The following is a 23,334-nucleotide window of genomic DNA, read 5'->3' on the forward strand; positions in this document are numbered from 1 at the left end:
TTTTCCAATATATCGATACAAATCATTGCAAGGTAATCATCTTTTATAGACCGATTACCTTGTTTTTTTAGGTATAAAATGCTTAAAAAATTTTCATTCTAGTTTGTTCCTTTCAAGATAGCGGTATTTTGTATTTTTGTCAAATGCAGCTAGAAGCTATTTTAAATAAATTAGGCATTTCATCCTTAAATGAGATGCAAAAAAAAGTAGTGGAATCGTATCAAAAAGACCATGATTTCATCTTACTTTCACCCACAGGATCTGGCAAAACCTTGGCCTTTTCATTGCTCATTTTAGCGCAATTGAAGGACATCGTTCGGGAGGTTCAAGTACTGATTTTAGTGCCGACCCGCGAACTTGCCTTACAGATAGAGCAAGTGCTACGCAAGGTGACCACAGGTCACAAAGTCACCTGTGCCTATGGCGGTCATAGTACCCGTATCGAAAAAAATGAATTCAAGGATGCTCCCGCAATTATTATAGGAACTCCAGGACGTATAAAGCAACATATCGAAGAAGGAAATTTTGATCCGACCAGTATCCACACCCTTGTGTTAGACGAATTTGATAAATCGTTGGAACTGGGATTTCAGCATCAAATGGATTTCATTATTCGACATATACCGGCCATCAGATCACGGATATTGACTTCTGCAACAATGATGGATGTAATCCCGCCATTTACACAGATAAAGGAGCCTATCCTTGTTGATTTTCTGAATAACTCACAGAACATACCCCGCATTACAATAAAAAAGGTCGTTGCTCCTGTTCAAAAGAAATTGGAGGCATTGCTAAAACTCATCTGCAAGATCGGGACGAAAAAAATGATTATTTTCTGTAATCATCGCGATGCAGTAGATCACATCAGCGAACTGCTGGACAATCGCAATATTATTCACGACACCTTTCATGGCGGACTTGAACAGCAAGATCGTGAGCTGGCGCTTCTCAAATTCCGTAATCATTCCAACAATGTTTTGATCACGACCGATTTGGCTGCAAGAGGGCTGGATATCCCCGAAGTCGATGCCATTATTCATTACCAGCTACCGCATAAAGAAGATGGCTTTATTCATCGCAATGGACGTACTGCGCGTATGCAGGCAAAGGGTGATGTCTATGTCATCTTAAAGCCTGAAGAAGCCTATCCCTATATAGCGGAAGAAATACCTGAAGAGGAATTTCCCGAATACTATGATCTTCCGGAAAATTCACCTTTCGCCACACTTTATATCAGTGCTGGACGAAAAGATAAAGTCAATAAAATTGACATCGTAGGTTTTCTCCTGCATTTGGAAGGTGTTGAAAAAGACGACATCGGTATAATAGAAGTGAAAGATAAGGTAGCTTATGTTGCCGTTAAAAGAAAGCTTGCTTCCATTATTATCAATAAGGCTAGTGGGCAAAAAATCAAAGGACGTAAAGTAAAAATTGGACGTACCTAGTTGTTCGCGCGCAAAGGTCAGTCGATAATCAAACTGTGATTCCAATGCATAAGGGGACCTGCATTGTCGTTAAAATAAGCCGATAAAAAAAACACTCAATGAGTGGTTTTTTTTATAGGAACCTGATTAACTCTTGGTTAATACCATGTTTGACTTTAACAGGGGTATTACAGGGGGTTAACAGGGGTATACCCCTATTAACCCCTTGTTAATACCCTGTAAAAAGGGTACTGTCACCCTTTTAATTCCAAACATGGTGTAATCGGAGTTATACGCCTTATCGAAGTCGTTATAAACAAAAGCAAGAAATAAAGGGAATTTATCAGGGGTGTAGTGCACCCGGGGAATCAATCGGCAGGTAAGCCTTCACAATGCCGTGTAAGGCTTACCTGGCGATTCTGATTTAAAATTTTTCAGGGTATGTCATGGTTCCTGTTCAGGTCAAGCGACCCAGGTTAATCCAATTCTTTTAAATACCGGAGATACAACTGCACAGCTTCGCGTTTCTTATCTGTCAAATGGAAATTAAGATGCTGTGTCAGATATTTGGTATAATCAAAGCCCTCAAATTCTGGGAGACCGGCTATCACATCGGTTGCATGTTCAACGCCATATGCTAAAGCTTCATTAAATTGCTCCACAAAAGAGTCGGGAAGCTTTTTGTTACTTACCCATAAAGCAAAAGCAAAAGGTAATCCGGTGAAGTTAAACCACTCTTCCCCCAAATCATAAACATAGGGTACTGCATTCTTCTTACCGAAAGTACGATCCCCAATTAAAACATAGGCATCTGGCTCTATAGATTCATCAGTGACCAATTCTACATCTTTTTTCCAATAATTTTTAATCAATACACGTGCTAAACCATTTGACGTGCGCGATTGCTTATCCAAACGTAAAGTTTTTACATCTTCAATAGGCTTATTGGCAAAAATAAAGACAGAATCAACAGCACCTTCTGTGCCGATACAAAAATCGGTATTAATATAATACTCGGGAAGACTTAATAAGGCAGCTGTCGGTATAATACCGATATCAGCTTGATCATCGATTACTTTCTGTGCACAGGCACTTGGATAATCAACGCTCAAGTCGATTTGCTCCATCACTTTCGATTTACGTATTCCATTCAAAAATGGATAAGTATTGGTATACGATACGGCAGAAACTCTAATTTTATTCATTTATCAATGCTTCTAAGTGTGCAGTATTGTAATGGTCCACAATCTCAAATTGACCATTATCATACAGCAATTTATATAAAGCAGTATTTGTATGCGGGAAATCATCCATATAACGGGCATCAACACCAGTCATTAGACAAAGCATAATTCGTAAAGCACGACCGTGCATACAGACTAATATGTTTTTTTCATCTGCCTGAGCGAGCATATGATCCAAGGCGACTTGTTGACGAGCCATCAATTCATGAGGAGACTCTCCGTTTTCAATACTGACATCCAATTCTCCGTTGCGCCATGATGCGACCAATTTTTCAAAACCAGTTAGCAACTCTGGTGTTTGTTCTTTTCCTTCATAAACGCCCCAGCTTATTTCATCCAAACCAACAAGCTGTTCCCAAGGTAAATCCAAATCAAGAAATCCTTGTACAGTTTGATGCGTACGCAATAAAGTGGAGGTATATATCTTATCAAAAGGCACTGTCTTATAATGATCAAAGAAAGCCTGAGCTTGAGCTATGCCCATCTTATTGAGCGGGGAATTAACACCCCGTCCCTGCACAATACCTTTTAAATTTAGATCAGTCTGTCCGTGTCGTATAAAATAAAATGTCTTTTTCAACGTGCGATATGAGTTATGAATTGACAACAGGTAATGCATAGTAGCTTTTCTTTTGATCACCTTGATCAAAAACAAAATCATTATAATCGGTCACCACATTGTAGAGGGTATCTCTTTCGATCGGATGGCGTCCAACATTTTTTATCAGCTCGACAACCTCTTGTGTGGTCATCCCCGGCTTTTGCTCTTCTGCTCCCGCCATGCTGTATATTTTTGTCGTATCATCCAGTGTTCCATCGATATCATCGACCCCAAAAGCTAAGGATAACTGGGCCGTATCTCTCGATATCATTGCCCAATACGCTTTAATATGATCAAAATTATCCATGTAAATTCGAGCGATCGCATAATTCCTTAGGTCTTCGATAACGGATACCTCGGGAATATGGGACATTTGGTTCTCCTTATTTCTAAATTTTAAAGGAATAAAGGTCTGAAAACCGCCAGTCTTATCCTGCAGCTGTCTTAGGCGCTCCATGTGATCTACTCGATGCCAAAACTGCTCAATATGACCATACAGCATTGTGGCATTGGTATGCATTCCCAGCTTATGTGCTTGCTCATGAATATCCAACCATTGTTCGGCGGTACATTTATCATGTGCAATCTGCTCTCTGATTTCTGGATGAAAAATCTCTGCTCCACCCCCTGGCATAGAATCCAAGCCGCAAGATTGCAAATACTTCAGGCCATCGTAATGGCTTAATTTTGCCTTCTTAAAAATATAGTAATACTCTACAGGTGTAAGTCCTTTAATATGCAACTCGGGGCGATGCGCCTTACATTTGCGAAAGAAATCGGCATAAAATTCGAGGTTTTGTTTAGGAACAACCCCTCCAGTGATATGAACCTCAGTAACAGCCTCATTGTCATATTTTTTGACAATATCCATCATGCCATCAACTTCCATCTCCCAACCTTCTGCCCTTTCTTTTATTAAGCGGGAATACGAACAGAACTTACAGTCATAGACACAAACATTAGTCGGCTCAATGTGAAAATTACGATTGAAGAAAGTATGATCTCCATGACGTCTCTCACGAATATAGTTAGCAAGCACACCAAGATAGCCTAGCTCACCTTTTTCATATAAAAGCACTCCTTCCTCAAAAGTGATACGCTCCTCTCGCAAAACTTTCTCCGCTATATCTCTCAACTCGACAGCTAAATTCTTATCGTTAATCAAGAAATTCAATTTATCTATTGCGTTCATTAAATGTATCTCCTATCTTAAATCAAATGTACCGAAAAGGCAACAAAAGTTATAATAAAAAATGTGATAACAACTAATTTGACAAACCTCTTAGAAAAGAAAGCTAATCTGTAAATTGTTGCATCTCGATTAATTTGCGGTATAATCCCTCACGTTGTATCAGCTCACTATGGCTACCTACTTCTACAATCTTTCCAGCTTCAATTACCACAATTATATCCGCATTCTGAATGGTACTTAAGCGGTGGGCGATGACAACTGTTGTTCTATTGTCCATTAATTTATATAAGGAGTCCTGTACCAATTTTTCAGATTCGGTATCTAGCGCAGAAGTCGCCTCATCAAGAAGCATGATCGGTGGATTTTTTAAGACAGCCCGTGCGATACAGATCCGCTGGCGTTGGCCACCTGATAATTTACCGCCCCGATCACCAATGTTGGTCTGATAACCATGTTCAGTTTTCAAAATAAATTCATGCGCATTGGCAATCCGTGCAGCGGCTTCAACCTCTTCCTGGCTGGCAGAAAGATTAGCAAATGCTATATTATTGAAGATCGTATCATTAAACAAAATGGACTCCTGATTAACCACACCGATCATGTCCCGTAAAGAATCCTGGCTTAAATCCCGTAAATCAGTACCATCAAACAAAATTTGCCCTCCAGTGACGTCCATAAATCTCGGGATCAAATCAACCAAAGTTGATTTCCCTCCACCTGATGGCCCTACCAATGCAACGACCTTCCCTTTTTCTATAGTCAAATCGATGTTCTGGAGAATCTCTTTATCTTTGCTATACGAAAAATTGACCTGGTTAAATACGATATTCTTCTCAAAGCTTTTCACAAGCTTCGCGTCGGCGCGATCTTTCACTTCCGTCCGTTCATCGATGAGTTCCAATACGCGTTCGCCCGCAGCAAGACCATTATGAATACCGCTAAAAGAATCTGTCAACGCTTTTGCCGGACGCATCACTTGTGAAAAAATAGCGATATAGGCGATAAATTCCGGTGCAGTTAACCCCTTGTCACCTGAAAGCACCAAATGACCGCCATATAAAAGAATAATTGCGACCATAATGACACCTAGTAGCTCAGAAACAGGCGAACTTAACTGTTGTCTTTTAGCCATATCACGGCCGATATTTGCATAACGTTCGTTCTCATTATGAAATCTGTTCTTAATAAAGGAGACCGCATTGAAGGCTTTGATAATTTTAATCCCCGATAATGCTTCGTCCAAATAGGAAATCATATTTCCATACGACTCCTGTGCTGCATGCGCCTGACTTTTAAGATTCTTAACGATTCTTGCTATAAAAAATGCAGAGACTGGAATAACCAAGAGGGAGAAAAAAGTCAATTTTGCAGAGATATTAAAAAGCATCACGATATAAGCGATCAATTGCAGAGGCTCCTTAAAAACCACCTGTAATGTCCCTGTAACAGAATACTGAACTACCTGCACATCTGACGCGACTTTAGAAACAATATCTCCTTTTCGTTGCCCCGTAAAATAGCCAACATGCAGATCCATCACATTATCAAACACTGCTCTGCGCAATTTAAGCAGGGTATGAATGCGAAAATTCTCCATGATACGCTGACAGAAATAACGAAATAGATTACTGATAAATACGGAGATCACAATAACAATACAGACGTATTTCAATGCACCATAGGCTCCAAACTGGCTATTAGCAACACTGGCGTAGTAATTAAACCACGCGAGAATGTCTGTATAAGCTTCTGGTTTTACGACCTCGGCGGTCTCTTTACCAACGTTAAAAAGTGTATGGAGTAATGGAGCTAGCAACGCTAAATTCAATGTGCTAAAAATAACCGTGATCAACGTGAAAATTACATATGGGATTGCAAATTTCTCAATGGGTTTAGCAAACGATAAGAGCCTAAAATATGTTTTCATTTATTTTGAACTAAGACAAATTACCTTTATACGAAAAGTCATTCGTCGGTCTCTCCTCTAACTTTCAGATTTTTGACGAGGAAATTGAACAAAAATAACAAATTAATCAAGAAAAGCGCATATCCTGGTAAGGGACTATAAAATTGTTGCATCTCAAGACTAAAGCATTCAGCTTGTTCAGCTTGAAAAATCGATAAAAAAATCTCCTTTTAATAGATAATTCCCTAATTTAGCCTTATTCAAATACCAAATTTATTAAAATAAAATGCAAATAGACGTTGCCAAAAGATTGCAGCATACTGAAGAATATTATTTCTCCAAAAAATTAAGAGAAATAGATGAGTTAAACAAACAGGGTGCGCGTGTAATCAACCTAGGAATTGGAAGTCCAGACTTGCCCCCACACCCGGAGGTGATCGAGACATTAAATACGAATGCCCAACTTCCAAATGTGCATGGCTATCAAAATTATAAAGGCGCTCCCGCCCTACGACAAGCCGTTGCAGATTGGTATCAACGTTATTATAACGCGACTTTTAATCCCAATACAGAAATATTACCCTTAATAGGGTCAAAAGAGGGTATTGTACACATCTGTATGACCTATCTTCAGGAAGGAGACCAAGCACTTATACCCAATCCTGGCTACCCAGCTTATGCTGCTGCAGTGAGATTGAGTGGTGCTGAAGCAATTACCTATAATCTTACACAAGAGAAAAATTGGCTTATTGATCTAAATGAGCTCAGAAAACAAGACTTGTCAAAGGTTAAACTGATGTGGATAAACTATCCTCATATGCCAACAGGTGCCTCGGCACCCGATGCATTTTATCAAGAGCTGATTCAATTTGCTAAAGAGCATAATATCCTGATTTGCCACGATAATCCGTATAGCTTTATTTTGACAGATACGCCAAGAAGCATTATGAGTATCCCTGGCGCGAAAGATGTGGCCATTGAGTTGAATTCGCTGAGCAAGTCTTCCAATATGGCGGGATGGCGAATTGGTGTGCTCGTGGGTGCCGAAGAACGTATAAACCAAGTACTCCGTTTCAAAAGCAACATGGATTCAGGTATGTTTTTACCTGTTCAGCTGGCTGCGGCAAAAGCCTTACAACTTGATGCCTCCTGGTATGCTGATCTAAACAAAATTTATGCTGAAAGACGTCAACAGGTGTATGAAATTATGGATTTGCTGGACTGTTCTTATCAAAAGGACCAAGTAGGTCTGTTTGTATGGGCACGCATCCCTGAAAAATACAAGGATGGTTATGCGCTAAGCGATGCTGTTTTGGACAAGTCACGGGTATTTATTACACCGGGTGGAATTTTCGGAGACAAAGGCGATCAATATATACGCATCAGTCTCTGTGCCACAGTAGAGGTACTCAAAGAATCAATCCAGCGCATTAAAGATAATTTCTAAGACATTCGATATCGGGGCAGCTTAACTGCTTTGAAATTATCGATAGAATAATTGATCGACAAACAACCAGGGTATAAAGCGTTCGGTGTATAACATTTGAACAAAAATACGCTTAATATAATTGTTTACATATGAACATTGCCATTGTAGGCGTAGGCTTGATCGGCGGCTCAGTTGCCATTCGCCTAAAAGAAACAAAATTCTGCGACAAAATTATCGGTGTAGATAAGAGTCAAAAGAACTTAGATAAAGCGATGCACATCGGCTTCATTGACGAAACAGCAAGCTTAGAAGATGCGATTAAGAGCTGTAAAGTATTGGTGCTCACAATTCCTGTCGATGCCATTTTACATGTTGTTCCTCAAATCTTGGATTTGGTTACAGATCAGGTCGTCATTGACATGGGATCGACAAAAACAAATATTCTCAACAAAATCAAGGATCACCCTAACCGGGGGCGTTACGTTGCAGCCCATCCCATGGCCGGAACCGAGTATTCGGGGCCTGAGGCTGCAATACCGGGCTTATTCAAAGGCAAGATGATGGTGTATGTCGAAGCATTTAAAACTGATGAGGATGCTTTCGAGATCGCCGATGCCATCACAGACCAATTGGAGATGCGCAGCTGTTTTATGAATGCGGACGAACATGATGTACACACTGCTTATGTATCACACATCTCCCACCTAACCTCTTTCGCCCTCGCCTTAACGGTATTGGAAAAAGAGAAATCTCAGGGACGTATCTTTGAGCTGGCAGGATCGGGATTTGAATCTACAGTACGTCTTGCCAAAAGTTCGCCCGATATGTGGACACCTATTTTCAAGCAAAATCGCGAAAATGTACTCGAAGTACTCGAAGAACATATCAAGCAGCTTCAATCCCTGCACGATTCTATTGCCACGGAGGATTATGACAAATTGCACAAACTTATTACCCGTTCCAATAAGATAAAAAGGATCATTAAATAAAGGCTGCTCTAGTTAGAGCAGTAGGTATAAAAAGTCCACCAAAAGGTGGACTTTTTTTATTCATCTTCCAATTCATTGAATTTATCCAGGTCGGCTTTTGCCCCGATAGGATCACCCAATTTTTCACGAATTGCTGCGCGATATGAATACAAATCAGAATAATATGGATTCAAATCGATCGCTTTCGAGTAATCTGCCAGTGCGCCTGGTAAATCCTCCAACTTTTCATTCAAATCGGCCCGTAATGAATACACATAAAAATCTTCCGGATTGAGCGTAACAAGGCGGTCAAAATCCAATAATGCTTCCTCAAAATTTCCCAATCGCTCAAACAAAGATGCCCTTTCTTCGTAAACGATCGATGAATCACGATCTATTTCCTCCGCTTTGGCATAGTCTTCCAGCGCACTTTGGTAATTACGATAGGATTCAAACACTTTAGCGCGAAATATATAGGCGGCAGAACGATTCTCATCAAGAGCAATAGCCTGATTGAAATCGGACAATGCCAACTCAAAACAGGTCAATTTCAGGTACAAACTTCCTCTAAAAACCAACAGATTGCTATCCTTGTTATCGGATTCCGCAATAGCCGAAGAATAAAGACCGATTGCTTTTAGATAGCTATAGCAATGAACATATTCAAGTCCCAATGAATTTATTTCGTCAGTACTCAGCTGCTTTGGCTTCGATTCCAGCTCTTGAATAACCAAATTATCGGCCTCAAAGTAAGTGAGTTCAGCTTGATTCTCTGCCCATTCCAATACACTATGATAATTAAAATCCAGTCTCTTGGCTATTTGATAATCATAGAAAGCACCTTCGTCTTCATCGATGAGGCGATAAACTAAACAACGGCTCGCATAAAAAAATGGCTCCTCTTTATACTGTTCGATTGCGTTTGTAAACGTTGCAATAGCTTGGTCATATGCCGCTATTTTAAAATAATAAAGACCTAAATAACTATAGGCAAGTGCATGATTAGTCAAAGCAATCGCTTGCTCAAGTAAAGCGACAGGATTGCCATCGCCACTGATTCCGACATTAAATCCTTCCAATGTAGATCTAATCGCGCTCTGTTGGACGGTTTCTAGCCAATTAGCGGAAAAAGATGAACTCGCTTCCGGAAAAAATGATGAAATAGGTAAAAAAGAAAACTTAGCAAGAAGTACGGGTACCGGCAGTGTAAAATCTGATTCCACAAAAGTATTGTTTTGTAGAATGACAGCTAGATTTGAAAACATATGCTTCATACCCAAAACTAAGCTAAATTTCGTTACAAAAGAAATCTAATGGGGGATCGGGTATTATAATCGGGTATTCTTATCAACTAATTTCACCTGTCAGGTATAAGTATTTATAGCGGACAATATCCCTCGAATTTGTAAATTTGATTAATTTTTCCTTTTTGAAAACATAATTGGAAACCTTCTCTTCCATCAAACGCAGGAATTCAACAAATTCAGCAAAAAAGTCTTGACGTTCTCCTGGTGTAAACTGGCTGTTTTTTACAATCCAAAAGAATTGCTCTTCATTTACATGGAAAGATACCTCATTTTTCTTTTCTTTTCGAAAAATAAAGATTGGGTCATTTTCTTGGTTAATAAATAAAGCAAAGCCTGTATTTCCACCATCCAAATTAACAACAAAAGCAGAAAAATGGACAGTACCGATCTGTAAATTTTCCAGACAAATTAATTTATGCAACATCAGGTTGACAATTAGATCACCTAAAATTATTAAGTTTTTATTAAAAAACAAAAAAAGGCCCACAAAATAATTGTGGGCCTTTTGTATTCGACGTAAATCTTATTAGAATGTAAATTTCACAGATGCATTCCAAGTTCTACCCTGTCCGATCAAAACAAAATTGGACGTGTCAATACCATTCCAAGTATTGTTCACATCCGTCACCAAGTTACTCGAAGTAGCTTCCGAAATATAGAACTTATTCAACACATTGTTCATGTTGACACGGAAACTCATACTGTTCTTGTCACTTACTTTGACATTGTAAGAAAGACCGGCATCCAAAAGATTAAAAGACGGTAATTTCATATAACGTCCATAAGTTTGGCCATCTATTACTTCTCTACGATAATTCGATGCATACAAACGCTCGTAATATCTGTAGTTTGCGTCAACAGACAAACCCTTAAACACTTTATATTTAGCACCAAATCCATAAGAAGTTTGCGCTGCGTTACCAACATGTTCACCGGTTAAATTAACCTGAGAACGTCCCAATTCGACGCGGTTATCGTTACGTACGACCGAGTTTACTGCGCCATCGTATTTCCAGTCACCTATCGATAAAAAACCTGTTAGGCTTAATTTTTCGATTGGGCGGGCCTCAAAATCAACTTCTACCCCGCTATGCACCTGTTTTACACCGTAATTTGTTGTATATAAATAGGCGCCTTCGACCAAAATACCAGGATCATTTGTTGGATTGTATTTTTTCACATCATCTGCCGTCGCTAAACTCGAACTACCCGTAACACGGTTTTCCCAAGTTGTGCGGTAAACATTCACATTCACATCCAAGAATCGAGAAGCAAATTTATAACCAGCCTCTAAACCAAGAATTTTTTCATTTTCAGCATTTTCATTAATATCATTTGCAAAATTCATGAAAATATTGTTTTGATAAGGCTGACGGGAATAGTACCCCGCATTACCAAAAACACTATGATGTCCCAATGTATAACTTACACCACCCTTCGTATTGTAACCAAAGTTGTTCACGTCTTTAGAATCCTCATTACCTGGTGTGTATTGAAAATAATCAGAACGTTTGTTTTGTTGTTCGGAAACCGATCCTTGGAAAAACGCTGTAAAGCCATTTTTCGCATATTCCAATTGACCGAACAGACCTCCGTAACGAATGTATTGATTGTAATCCCAAGCTAAACGATCTTCACGCGAATCAGGTTTACTTGAGAAAGCTTTCCAAGGGTTCGTTGAGTATGTATTGGTAACCAATGGCTTATTAGGGAAATTAACATTACCGCCTAATACAACACCATTTGTATTTCCAAGTGGATCAGTCAATTTACGATAGTGTGTACCTTTATAGTCCCTTACATCAAAACCGACATTGAAATTCAAGGATTCTGAAAGTTTACGATTATAGTTAGAAACTATACCGAACCATTGGTGATTGTTCACATCAGCAGCTAAATATTTGCCTGTATTGTATTTATCGCTTCGCAAGGATTGGCCACCCCCAGCAGCTAACGATGCGTAAACGACAGTTGACAAAGATGATTTATCATCGATCGTCCAGTCCCAGTTCAAGTTGGCTACTGGCTTATGATAAAAGTTCTTTTGTGCATTCATCATCACGCCGTTTGCATCCTTATAATTGTCGTTATAACGTCTGCCATTAGCGAGATAGTTAGACAATTTTGAGGTATAGCCTTGGTTGTGCCATTGTGGTGCACCCGTTACCATAAAGTTCAGGTTGTGCTTTTCATTCGCTTTATATCCAACAGACAAGAAATAACTTTGTCCAGCACCTTCTGTATGATCCATATAACCGTTACCTGACCACTGTGTAAACATAGCCGAAACAGCAAAACCGTTTTTCATCAGACCAGTATTGTAACCGACTGTTGCCTTCATAAACATATCGTTACCAACAGTGGTACGAACAAAACCACCCTCTTTCATTGCAGTGGATTGTGTCACGTAATTTACGGTTCCGCCGACAGATGAAATCGCTAATTTAGACGATCCCAAACCACGTTGAATCTGCACTAAAGAGGCAATATCTGTAAGTCCCGACCAATTTGACCAATATACACTTCCATTGTCCATACCATTGATAGGCTGACCGTTCAACAAAAATGCTGTATTGGACTGATCAAAACCACGTGTTGTCATAGAAGACTCACCAAAACCTTTTGCCTGACCAGTGATATAAACCGAAGGGGTATTAGCTAATGCTGAAGTAATATCCTGTGCTCCTACCCGTTCCTCTAAATCCTGCTTACGGATCGTCGAAACGGCAATCGGTGTCTTTCTTCCTGCCGCAATATCGATAACCCCATGACCGACAACAACAACCTCATCCAAATTTGTTGAAGATCCAGCCGTAAAAATTGGATTGATATTCAACGATTCCCCCGATTTCAGCATGATGTTTTCGAAAACAACAGGCGTTTCGCCAATGTAAGTTACCTCTACTTTGTAGGGGCCTCCTTCTTGAAGATTTGAAATTTGAAATTTTCCTTGGGCATCGGCTGAGCCACTTACTACTTGTCCACTTGGGATGTGGGTAATTTTAATGGTTGCTCCTTTAACCGTTTGTCCAGTAGCTTCTTTGACAACTCCTGAAACCGAACCAGTATTTGCTGTTTGACCTTGAACGGCACTATAACTAGCAAAAACAAGGGCAAAAAAAAGTAAAGACTTTTTCATGTTAGATGTGATTGTTTTGTTTTTGTGCCGCAAAATTAGGAATTGATTGTCTTTTTAACTAATTTTAACAATACCAATATGATGCAGTATCTCTATATAGAAAGAATGAATTTTAATCTTCCACAGAAAAACAGCAAATTTCAGCAAAAAGAGGCAATAAAAATACAGCATACATAAAATAAATACAACACATCCATCGTATTCATAAAAAAACATCAAAAATAGTCAGAATAATATTTTGTCTGTTTTGAATAAATCAAAACTTATCAATTTTACGATTTTTATGAATTGCATACAAGATTTTATAGCTTATCCCCATGCGGTGCTAAAAATTGTTTCTTTCAATCCGTCGTTTCCACCTACCTCCTTTTCTTCCCACAACAGCTGAAATAAGCCTATAAATAATTAACTTTAACTAATTTAAAAAATATGTTATCCATAGAACAAGCTTATACAGGCATTCTTGAACCGGAATTAATCGCTGAAATAGCGGAAAACGCGCATATAAAAACGTTCCGTGAAGGTGATCTCATCATTGATACCAATCAATATATCAAGGCGATGCCTCTCCTCTTGGATGGGGCAATAAAAATTGTCCGGGAGGATGAAGATAAAGGCGAATTGTTGCTCTACTATCTGGAAAAAGGTCAAACCTGTACAATGTCGATAGCCTGTTGCCTCGGGAATAAAAAAAGTGAAATTCGTGCGCTCGCAGAAAAAACAACGACTGTAGCCATGATTCCAAATGAGCTTGTCAACCTTTGGATGGGAAAATACCCTTCCTGGCGAAATTTCATCATATCAAGCTATTCAAGCCGTATGGACGAAATGTTACAAGCTGTTGATAGTCTAGCTTTTTCCAATATGGAAGAACGCATCATCAACTATTTAAAAGCCAAAGTGAAGCTGAATGACGACCGAATACTCACCCTTACGCATCAGGATATCGCTTCCGATTTAAATACATCCCGAGTCGTTGTCTCCCGAATTTTAAAAAAACTGGAACAGGAAGATAAAATAGTGCTGCTACGTAACGAAATTAGGGTATTGGTGGAATGAGCAAAACATTTGTATCTTTAGTTATACGTAAATTTCAAGAGCAATTAATGTAATTTTTAGATGAAGATAGAAAAATTAGGATTTATAGGATTAGGAAACATGGGGTATCCCATGGCTAAAAATCTAGAAAAAGCAGGATTCCCCCTTTCTGTTTACAATAGAAACAAGGCTAAAGCAGCAGGTTTTGAAGAGCAATCAATTATCAGAGAAGATATAGGTGAATTAGTCGATCATAGCGATATTATATTCTCCATGCTCACAAATGATGAAGCGGTCAACGAAGTTTATGAAAAAATCCTCCAAAGGGAGATCAAGGGCAAATTATTTGTCGATATGAGTACAATATCTCGTGAACGCTGTATTTCAATAGCCACTAAGCTAAAAGAAAAAGGCGCTGCTTTTATCGATGCTCCCGTTGCCGGCAGTACCAAGCCAGCGACTGAGGGTACACTTATTATTATGGTCGGTGGTGATCCCGAAGACCTTCATCGCGCCCGACCATACCTCGAGCAGATGGGAAAATCGATCAAACATCTCGGCGAAAATGGTCAGGGAATTGCCGCTAAACTTGCGATCAACTATTTCCTTTCGACGATTTACCAAGGTCTCGCGGAGACGATCTTATTTTCAGATAAACTGGGAATTCAACGAAGCGATATGCTCGAAATCATCAACGATAGTGCCAGCGGCAGTGGGGCAACAAAAGTGAAAACACCATTATTGGTGGAAGAAAACTACAGTCCTGCATTTGCGCTAGACCTTATGCTGAAAGATATTCGACTGGCTCAACAGGCCGGTGCTGACTATCCCCTCCTCAAGACCTTACTCGAAACCTACGGAAAAGCACAGGATCAAGGTCTCGGACAGCTCGATGTTATTGGTATCATTGAATCCATCAAGTCATAGCTTCAGGTTGGCGACAGTGAAAAAAATGTACATTGAAAATTATATTTAGTTGAGATGGACTCCAAATTAGGTTCATTTCTGATCACACAAAATAATAAGTGGAACAAATTATTAACAGATGAAAACAGTTATGACACTATTGGTGCTTACTATGGTCACCATGACTACGCAGGCCCAACAATTAAAACAGGTTTCTTACCAGGATGGTGAACAAAAACTCAACGGCATGGTAACCTCCAATAGGGCAAAAAAAGGCCCTGCTGTCTTAATTCTTCCGGCATGGAAGGGAATTGACAACGAAGCGAAACAAGCTGCATTGCTTCTTGAAAAAGAAGGTTACATCGCGTTCATTGCCGACATCTACGGTGAAGGAAATATTCCCTCGGACAACACCGCAGCTTCGAAAATTGCCGGCCACTATAAGACAGACTATAAAGCTTATCAGCATCGCATAATGCTCGCATTGGAACAACTGAAAAAAGAGGGCGCGGATCCGACGAAAATTGCTGTCATCGGCTATTGTTTTGGAGGTTCAGGAGCCTTAGAAGCAGCGAGAGCCGGCTTCCCCGTCAATGCAGTGATCAGTATCCACGGAGGCCTATCCAAAGCTGCCGACAGACCCAATGGTTCGATCAAAACAAAAGTACTCGTTGAGCACCCAGCAGCCGATAAAAGCGTATCAAAAGAAGATTACGATGGGTTGGTCAAGGAATTAAATGAAGGAAAAGCAGACTGGCAAATAATTACCTACGCAAATTCGGGACATACGTTTACGAATCCCGAGTCAGCCGAATATAACCCCGTAATGGCTAAACGTGCCTGGGAGCACACCTTATTATTTTTGAAAGAAGTATTAAATTAAATAGCAAAGTCAACAACAGCAATATCGACCCAAATGAATTATAACGCGAAACTGCACATTTATCCGATTATCATTCAGTTGTTGATATTGCTGTTATATAGTCCCAGCGCAGCATCGCAAACAGTAAAATCGCTAACAATAGCTAGCCCAACGCATGCAGTTCTTTTTCTAACCAATGAGTCCGATAAATCAACTGATTTTATCATGCGTCTACACGAAAAAAATGCTGCTGAGATTTTCAAATTAGTACCTTATAGCACAACAAAGTTACTGGTCACAAAAACCGATGCAAAAAAACTCACATTCATCGTTAAAAATCACCAGTGGACCATCGACGTATTGTCATTGAAGCAACGTCATGCCATGATCTTGTTTGATGGATTAGCCAAACCCAAGATCATATACGATAGTAATACCTATCTGGCAGCAGCCAAACCGATATTAAACACCAGCACACAAATTGCGTCAAAGAAAGCTTCTGCACAATATAATGCCTCACATTTCTTTGACTCAATCGCACAAGTTCAATTTATTCCATCCGGGCAATATGCAGCGGCTATTATCGCAAATTCCGCTCTTCCTCTTTATTACAGTCAGCGTAAGAATAAATGTGACGGCACTTATGTAATGCAGCAGTTTTCGGACGAAAATGCGGTGCAATCCGGTGCAATTATGACGACTGTATATGAAGAAGGCAAAGAGATCACATCGAACAATCTTTCCGGGGGAAATAATTATTACAACAAAAGATGCTATAATCAATTCGGACTTATCGACTCCATACAGTACCTTCGAAATAGTAAGTGGAGCAGCAGTACAATTTACCGGTATCTCCCAAATACCATTGTTTCCTACGATCCTACATTTGAATCGGCGATGATTTATCACTTGAACAGTAAACTCCAGGTTATAAAAAGTGAATCCATTCATTTTGTCTATCAACGGAGAGACTGGACCATTTACAGTTATGATCAACAGAATCGAATTACTGAAGAGATTTCGGGCAGAAATGATCAAAGAGAAAGTCGCGTCCGCTATCAGTATGATAGTCCGGAAACAAGTGACTACTCGCTGCGCCAAACCTTCGATCAAAGCGATCGACTGACAGCCGAAATCAAGCGATCGTACCGAGCCAACGAAACGATTGATGAGTTTTATTATGAGGGTGTATTACAACAAAAATCTATTGTAAAAGATCTCGGAAACTGTGCCTACGAAAGCTTGATCTATAACAAGGAGGGAAAGTTAACAGCGAAATACATACAGGCAAAGAAAACCAACTAAACGAACTGAAAAACTGCACTAAGCTCAGACAATAAGATTCTTGATTTTGACAAAAAAATATTCGACGAAATTCGGCAAAAAACACATTTCTGCACTAATTTTGATAGCGATACATAAACGTCAAATTGAGAAAAAGAAAACTGATCAGTCAACTTCATCCCATACTCTATTTTATTGCAGTATGGGCGAGAAGAGTGCAGCGCAAAGCCGTTTGGCTATTTGATAATAAGAAATACAGCACAGCTAAATCAACTGAAAAACTTCCCTTTCGTATTAAAAAGCATCAGTCTGTCTTATTAAAAAAACTAGGCGAAAATAATATGCAATTGCAGATTAACAAAGTTACCAACCTGAAAATTGCAGCAGCACAGATTAATAGCATTCTGATCAGACCGAAGGAAACCTTTTCATTTTGTAAACTCGTTGGACTACCCACTGTAAAAAAAGGATATCTGCCCGGCATGGAGTTATCCTTTGGTGAAGCAAGAGCGGGTATTGGCGGTGGAATCTGTCAAATATCCAACCTCATCCATTGGCTTGTTATCCATAGTCCACTCACCGTCAATGAACGTTATCACCACTCTTTTGATCCATTTCCGGACGATGGCCGTGTTTTGCCATTCGGTAGTGGAGCTACCGTCTTTTATAATTACCGCGACTATCAATTCACCAACAACACGCCTTACACCTTTCAAATAAATCTCTGGTTCACAGACAAATGTTTAGAGGGCGAATTAAGAATTGATCAAGAACTGGATTTTGCGTACCATGTCGTTGAAAAAGAACATCAATTTCTTAAAATAGACAATCAGTTCTTTCGGAAAAATGAGATTTGGCGCGAGAAATTTTTAAAGTTTCAGGGTGTAAAGATTTTGGAAACCGAACTTTTGACCAAAAATTTTGCCCGGGTTACCTATACCCCTGTTGAATACATTGAAATTAGTGCCGATCAAAATCCGGCCGATTAACTCAACAAGCTAATGATCGAAAAATGACGGATATGAAAAGTCCTCTTTTTTGTTTAAGTTTGGTCTGGCTTTGGGGGTATTCTGTATAGAATTGAGATAGTCCCTTTGAACCTGATTCGGTTTATACCGGCGTAGGGAAAAGCAAAAATCCACTGTACAGCATACTCCTTTACTGCACAGGCTATCGCTCTTCTTCCCTCCAAGGCCACACAGTATATCTTAGCATATGTAAAAAAATGGAAGATTCAATTATCAATTTATTAGAGCAGCTGAGGGTCGAAAAACCCCTTGTACACAACATCACAAACCTAGTCGTGATGAACAATACTGCCAACGCACTTTTAGCCCTAGGAGCGTCCCCTGTGATGGTACACAGCCCATTAGAAGTACGCGAGGTTGTCGATATTGCACAAGCTCTTGTCATTAATATCGGCACCTTGAGTGAAGATACTGCCGAAGCTATGCTGGTTGCTACCGAACATGCCAATACCATTGGACGGCCATGGGTACTTGATCCTGTTGGTGCTGGGATATCAGCATTCCGCAATGATTTATTATCCAATCTACTGGATCTCAAACCCACGGTTATTCGTGGAAATGCATCAGAAATCATGACGCTGTACAATTTCAACCAACCGAACACAAAGGGAGTCGACAGCACGACAGCGAGTAAAGATGCGCTCCGATTTGGCCAATTATTACAAGAACAAACCGGCTCCATTATCTGTATTTCTGGAGAAGTAGACTATATCCTTTCACAGCAATATCGGGTTGAAGTTTTTAATGGCAACCCTTTAATGACACAGGTAACTGGGCTTGGCTGTAGTGCTACTGCGCTTATTGGTGCATTTCTAGGTGTTACAGACCAATATTTTGAAGCAGCTGTTGCCGGTGTATCCATTCTGAGCTTAGCGGGAGAACTCGCTGCCCAAACAGCAGCTGGACCGGGCACCCTGCAATTGAATCTCTATGATGAACTCTATCAGCTCAATGCAGAACGTCTAAAATCAAAGCTCAAGATCAAACGCTATGCGCATTAATCCGCTTTTTCCCTACCCTTTATATTTGGTAATTTCTGAGCGGGACTGTTATCCTCAAAATTGGCTCAATGTTGCCGAAGAAGCCATTATTGGCGGAGTCGATCTTATACAATTGCGCGAAAAGGCTGACGATCCGGCCACATTTTTGGATAAAGCCATCCGTTTGAAAAAACTGACCGATCATTATGGTATTCCGCTCGTGATCAATGATGCCGTAGCAATCGCTGCCCAAATCGAGGCATGGGGAGTACATGTGGGTCAAAATGATTTGCAGCCGCTCGCTATTCGCGAAAAATATGGTGATAAATTAACCATAGGCTGGTCCATAGAAGACATGCAACAACTGGAAAGTGAACAAATGTACACCGTCGACCACCTTGGTGTAAGCCCCATTTTTTCTACGAAAACAAAAGTAGATACGGTTACTGAATGGGGAATTGCGGGTTTAAAACAACTTCGGAGTAGGACGGAAAAACCATTGATCGCTATCGGAAGGATGAATTTACAAACAGCAGAAGAGACCTGGAATGCCGGTGCAGACTCCATTGCAGTCGTTTCGGCCATATGCCAAAGTCAAGATCCCAGAGCCGCCAGTGCACAACTAAAAGAACTATTAAAATGACAAAAGATAAAAAATACCGCGTCCCTACCGTACTCAGCATTGCGGGGTTCGATGGTAGCGGTGGTGCAGGTATACAGGCAGATACCAAAACCATATCTGCATTAGGTTGTTATGCCATGAATGTTTTAACTGCCTTACCCGTTCAGAACACACAAGGTGTAAGACGTATTTATGAAATTCCTACAGCAGCCGTCCAGGACCAATTGGATGCTATTTTTGACGATATCTATCCCGATGCAATCAAAATAGGAATGGTACACAATATTGAACTTGTGGAGCTTATTAGCAGCTATTTAAAAGAATATAAAGGGCCTATCGTATTTGATCCAGTCATGGTCTCGACCAGCGGGCACAAGCTCATTCACGATGATACAATTCAGGCCTGCATAGAACTTCTTTTTCCTTTAGCAATGCTGATTACACCAAATTTAGACGAGGTAAGTGTTTTAGTAAACGAAGTTATTGACAATGTTGAGAAGATGAAAAAAGCGGGAAATAGCCTATTGGCGAAAGGTTGTCAATCCGTTTTGATTAAAGGCGGGCATCTCCAAAGTCAAGAATTAACATCCCTGTTGTTCCAGCACAAGAGTCCACCAATTGAATTCAAATCTCAAAAAATTAACAGCAAAAATACACATGGTTCCGGTTGTTCGCTTTCTTCAGCAATTGCGAGCCATTTGGCACAAGGCGTTGGTCTCGATAGCGCGGTTGAATTCGCATTGGCCTATATACACGCAGCAATAGCTGGTAGCAAAGATCTCGTCATTGGCAAAGGAAATGGGCCATTAAATCACTTCCATAATCCGATTAAACTTATTCAATATGAACTGGACTGATCATGCCTGGGAATCCATAACAGCTATTTATTCGGATATACTTACTATGCCATTTATTGTTCAGCTTAGTGATGGTAGTCTTCCCCTGGATAAATTTCAATTTTACATGCAGCAGGATGCTTTCTATTTAGAAGAATTTGGCCGTGTGCTCGCCTTTATAGGTGCAAAAAGTGCGGATAACCAACAAGCATTGGACTATTTCGAATTTGGTCGCAATGCGCTTCTTGTTGAACGGGCATTACACGAAAATTACTTTCGGGAATTTGGTTTAAGTCCTGCCGACAAGAGCAACAAAATCGAACCAACCTGCCATCATTATGTCCATTTTCTTAAAAGCGTAGCCGCTTTCGAGAGCATTGAGGTCGCTATGGCGGCAACACTCCCCTGTTTTTGGATTTATAAGGAGGTCGGAGATCACATTGTATCGACAGCAAATACACAGGGAAATCCCTATTCCAAATGGATAGAAACCTATAGCGGTGAGGATTTTGCACAGGGCGTTATCAAGGCGAAAAACTACGTTGACAAAATTGCTGCAGAAACTACTGCAACAAAACGGGAGAAGATGCGACAAGTATTTATAACAGCTTCCCAATTAGAGTATCAATTCTGGTTAGCAGCCTACAAACGAAGGGTATGGTAAACAAACTATTGTCCGATACCGAACAGTTGATGTTCAAAAATGAGCATTAACGAAAATAGCACTCAGAAACAAAACTAGTGTTAATCAGTATTTTAAACGGATTTAAAGTTTTGGCATTACTATTATACTATAGGTGGCAGTTAACGATAGAGCGTGCACATAAGTGCATAAGCACATAAGAAACGATAAAAAGGGGAATTAAAATGAAACTTTCAGTAACAATAAATTTAAACTAATAACAGAAAAATAATGAAAAGAATCTTAACCATTGCCTTTATTTCATTTTTATATGTAGCTCAGGCACAAGAACGCGAAACACGCAAAATCACTGCTCCAGATGGCATTTCATCGGCAACTTCATTACGTGTAGATTATATTCACTCTAATCGCAACGAGGTTGTTGTTGAAGCAGATAATCCCGAGCATTTATCCCTTATCGAAACGACTGTAAAAAACGGTACACTCTATGTACAGTATAAAAGAAACAGTTCTGTCAGAAATGCGAGAAACAATCGCGTAACTGTTTACTCAAGTAAGATACCAACACGTTTTTCGGCATCTTCTAGCAGTTCAATTCATACCGATGAAACAATTAAGGCCGATAAAATTTCTGTTGACGTATCTTCTTCAGCAAGCATATCCCTTAAAAGATTAATTGCGGATGATATAAGCCTTTCAACAAGTTCTTCGAGTAGTTTAACAACGAATGTGAGCAGTAAAAATTTGCAGGTATCTGCAAGTAGTTCTTCCAGCCAAGACATTTCGGGAAGTGCTTCAAATTTAAATTTGAACACCAACTCATCGGCATCGGTTGATATGAGCCGTTTCTCAACAACAAATGCCCAAATACAAGCGAATTCGTCTGCAAATGTAACGCTCAGCGTGAAAGAAAACTTACAGGGAAAGGTTTCTACATCTGCCAGAATTGCGTTAAAAAATCAACCAAAAAATGTCCAAGTTGACAAATCAACTAGCGGCAGAGTAGTACTATAATTTTTAGTGTGGTCTTTAATAAAGACTGTTTGTTTATGTTTAATGTTTAGTTAGCTTAAAGGTGATACATACCCCAGTATCACCTTTGCTTTTATCGACCTTTTTGCTCACACTTCTCCTTCTCCTTCTCCTTCTCCTTCTCCTTCTCCTTATAAATTTGCACATTAATCACTTCAAAAAGCAGTATCAGGAAATTAGTGAGATCGATAACACCACCAGATTTCTGCTCAAAAAAAACTATTTTAGGTCTCGGTTTCACGACATTTTTGTATATTAATATGCATATAAATGATAAACTTTCGGCGTAATGGATAATTTCTTAGCGACTTGTATAAAGCAATTTCAATATTATAAATCATTGGGTGATAAAACATTTACACAACTAAGCACTGAACAGCTCTTTTGGCATCCAAATGATTCAAGCAATAGCATTGCATTAATTGTAAAACATTTAGGTGGAAATATGCTTTCCCGTTGGACGGATTTTCTCAGCACAGATGGTGAAAAAGAAAATAGGAACCGGGATCAGGAATTTGAGAACAGCTGGACAGATCGCGACGAGCTTATTACTTATTGGAATGCTGGATGGGCTTGTCTATTTCAAGCAATAGAATCGCTCGGAGAAGAAGATCTCGTTAAAATCATCTATATCCGTAATCAAGGACATACCGTCATGGAAGCGATCTTGCGGCAACTCGCACATTATCCTTACCACATCGGGCAGATTCTCTATATCGGAAAAATATGTTTGGATGATAAATGGTCCACCTTATCGATACCCAAAGGTCATTCAGCTTCCTATAATAAGGAGAAATTCAGCCACGAAAAACAGCAACAACATTTCACCTCCGAGTTTCTAAAAGGAAATCAGGAGAATATGTAGTAAATAGGCTTTTACACTCCATTAA

General features: G+C 39.7%; 22 protein-coding genes and 1 riboswitch. Of the genes, 14 read left to right on the forward strand and 8 right to left on the reverse strand.

The genetic code is table 11. From position 1 onward, the window contains the following. Positions 1-194 precede the first annotated feature (194 nt). On the forward strand, positions 195-1,448 hold the full coding sequence (locus tag BV902_RS19775; RefSeq protein WP_237241736.1) for a DEAD/DEAH box helicase: 1,254 nt from the start codon (positions 195-197) through the stop codon (positions 1,446-1,448). Between the two features lie 455 nt (positions 1,449-1,903). Here the strand turns inward: BV902_RS19775 and BV902_RS19780 are convergent, their stop codons facing one another. The 4 genes from BV902_RS19780 to BV902_RS19795 all read right to left on the reverse strand — a co-directional run bounded on the left by BV902_RS19780 (position 1,904) and on the right by BV902_RS19795 (position 6,391). Further along, positions 1,904-2,632 (reverse strand): menaquinone biosynthetic enzyme MqnA/MqnD family protein, encoded by a 729-nt coding sequence (locus BV902_RS19780; RefSeq protein WP_075993415.1) that lies wholly within the window; start codon positions 2,630-2,632, stop codon positions 1,904-1,906. Then, complete coding sequence (locus BV902_RS19785; RefSeq protein ID WP_075994881.1) at positions 2,625-3,251, reverse strand: histidine phosphatase family protein; 627 nt, start codon at positions 3,249-3,251, stop codon at positions 2,625-2,627. Before BV902_RS19785 ends, BV902_RS19780 begins: the two co-directional genes overlap by 8 nt. A gap of 13 nt (positions 3,252-3,264) precedes the next feature. Further along, entirely contained in the window at positions 3,265-4,464 is a 1,200-nt protein-coding gene (gene mqnE, locus BV902_RS19790) for an aminofutalosine synthase MqnE (protein WP_075993416.1), read from the reverse strand. Positions 4,465-4,567: 103 nt separating this feature from the next. Beyond that, positions 4,568-6,391: an ABC transporter ATP-binding protein gene (locus BV902_RS19795; protein WP_075993417.1), complete on the reverse strand. Its 1,824-nt coding sequence runs from the start codon at positions 6,389-6,391 to the stop codon at positions 4,568-4,570. Between the two features lie 265 nt (positions 6,392-6,656). Between BV902_RS19795 and BV902_RS19800 the strand changes: the two genes are divergently transcribed. Both BV902_RS19800 and BV902_RS19805 read left to right on the forward strand, forming a co-directional pair. Next, on the forward strand, positions 6,657-7,817 hold the full coding sequence (locus BV902_RS19800; protein WP_075993418.1) for a pyridoxal phosphate-dependent aminotransferase: 1,161 nt from the start codon (positions 6,657-6,659) through the stop codon (positions 7,815-7,817). A gap of 131 nt (positions 7,818-7,948) precedes the next feature. After that, positions 7,949-8,788, forward strand: a complete 840-nt coding sequence (locus BV902_RS19805) for a prephenate dehydrogenase (protein ID WP_075993419.1) — start codon at positions 7,949-7,951, stop codon at positions 8,786-8,788. Between the two features lie 56 nt (positions 8,789-8,844). On the opposite strand, the gene BV902_RS19810 is transcribed toward BV902_RS19805, so the two are convergent. From BV902_RS19810 to BV902_RS19820, 3 genes are all read right to left on the reverse strand, one after another. Continuing rightward, the gene (locus tag BV902_RS19810) at positions 8,845-9,990 is read right to left on the reverse strand and encodes a tetratricopeptide repeat protein (protein ID WP_172840712.1); all 1,146 of its coding nucleotides are present in this window, start codon (positions 9,988-9,990) and stop codon (positions 8,845-8,847) included. A 124-nt stretch (positions 9,991-10,114) separates the two neighbouring features. Then, entirely contained in the window at positions 10,115-10,498 is a 384-nt protein-coding gene (locus BV902_RS19815; protein WP_088162243.1) for a hypothetical protein, read from the reverse strand. 102 nt (positions 10,499-10,600) lie between these two features. Continuing rightward, the gene (locus BV902_RS19820) at positions 10,601-13,213 is read right to left on the reverse strand and encodes a TonB-dependent receptor (protein ID WP_075993422.1); all 2,613 of its coding nucleotides are present in this window, start codon (positions 13,211-13,213) and stop codon (positions 10,601-10,603) included. Between the two features lie 429 nt (positions 13,214-13,642). On the opposite strand from BV902_RS19820, the gene BV902_RS19825 reads away from it, so the two are divergent. The 10 genes from BV902_RS19825 to BV902_RS19870 all read left to right on the forward strand — a co-directional run bounded on the left by BV902_RS19825 (position 13,643) and on the right by BV902_RS19870 (position 22,426). Then, entirely contained in the window at positions 13,643-14,272 is a 630-nt protein-coding gene (locus tag BV902_RS19825) for a Crp/Fnr family transcriptional regulator (RefSeq protein WP_075993423.1), read from the forward strand. 60 nt (positions 14,273-14,332) lie between these two features. Then, positions 14,333-15,178, forward strand: a complete 846-nt coding sequence (locus tag BV902_RS19830) for an NAD(P)-dependent oxidoreductase (protein ID WP_083663680.1) — start codon at positions 14,333-14,335, stop codon at positions 15,176-15,178. Between the two features lie 118 nt (positions 15,179-15,296). After that, entirely contained in the window at positions 15,297-16,040 is a 744-nt protein-coding gene (locus BV902_RS19835; RefSeq protein ID WP_075993424.1) for a dienelactone hydrolase family protein, read from the forward strand. A gap of 33 nt (positions 16,041-16,073) precedes the next feature. Further along, the gene (locus BV902_RS19840; RefSeq protein WP_075993425.1) at positions 16,074-17,324 is read left to right on the forward strand and encodes a hypothetical protein; all 1,251 of its coding nucleotides are present in this window, start codon (positions 16,074-16,076) and stop codon (positions 17,322-17,324) included. Positions 17,325-17,449: 125 nt separating this feature from the next. Next, positions 17,450-18,292, forward strand: coding sequence for a VanW family protein (locus BV902_RS19845; RefSeq protein ID WP_237241738.1), 843 nt, complete (start codon positions 17,450-17,452; stop codon positions 18,290-18,292). Positions 18,293-18,354: 62 nt separating this feature from the next. Continuing rightward, positions 18,355-18,447, forward strand: a riboswitch (TPP riboswitch). A gap of 81 nt (positions 18,448-18,528) precedes the next feature. Further along, positions 18,529-19,332 (forward strand): hydroxyethylthiazole kinase, encoded by an 804-nt coding sequence (gene thiM, locus BV902_RS19850; protein ID WP_075993426.1) that lies wholly within the window; start codon positions 18,529-18,531, stop codon positions 19,330-19,332. Further along, on the forward strand, positions 19,322-19,954 hold the full coding sequence (thiE, locus tag BV902_RS19855; RefSeq protein ID WP_075993427.1) for a thiamine phosphate synthase: 633 nt from the start codon (positions 19,322-19,324) through the stop codon (positions 19,952-19,954). The genes thiM and thiE overlap by 11 nt, the downstream gene beginning before the upstream one ends. After that, entirely contained in the window at positions 19,951-20,790 is an 840-nt protein-coding gene (thiD, locus tag BV902_RS19860) for a bifunctional hydroxymethylpyrimidine kinase/phosphomethylpyrimidine kinase (RefSeq protein ID WP_075993428.1), read from the forward strand. Before thiE ends, thiD begins: the two co-directional genes overlap by 4 nt. Beyond that, the gene (gene tenA, locus BV902_RS19865; RefSeq protein ID WP_075993429.1) at positions 20,777-21,433 is read left to right on the forward strand and encodes a thiaminase II; all 657 of its coding nucleotides are present in this window, start codon (positions 20,777-20,779) and stop codon (positions 21,431-21,433) included. Before thiD ends, tenA begins: the two co-directional genes overlap by 14 nt. Before the next feature lie 249 nt (positions 21,434-21,682). Beyond that, the gene (locus BV902_RS19870) at positions 21,683-22,426 is read left to right on the forward strand and encodes a GIN domain-containing protein (protein WP_075993430.1); all 744 of its coding nucleotides are present in this window, start codon (positions 21,683-21,685) and stop codon (positions 22,424-22,426) included. Positions 22,427-22,517: 91 nt separating this feature from the next. Here the strand turns inward: BV902_RS19870 and BV902_RS27430 are convergent, their stop codons facing one another. Continuing rightward, positions 22,518-22,685: a hypothetical protein gene (locus BV902_RS27430; protein WP_157626143.1), complete on the reverse strand. Its 168-nt coding sequence runs from the start codon at positions 22,683-22,685 to the stop codon at positions 22,518-22,520. 48 nt (positions 22,686-22,733) lie between these two features. Between BV902_RS27430 and BV902_RS19875 the strand changes: the two genes are divergently transcribed. Continuing rightward, a complete protein-coding gene (locus BV902_RS19875) occupies positions 22,734-23,309 on the forward strand; it encodes a DUF1572 family protein (RefSeq protein WP_075993431.1) in 576 nt (191 codons plus the stop codon). Positions 23,310-23,334: the final 25 nt, after the last annotated feature.

Origin of the sequence: Sphingobacterium sp. B29 (assembly GCF_001952815.1) — a bacterium.
GTDB classification, from domain to species: Bacteria; Bacteroidota; Bacteroidia; order Sphingobacteriales; family Sphingobacteriaceae; genus Sphingobacterium; species Sphingobacterium siyangense.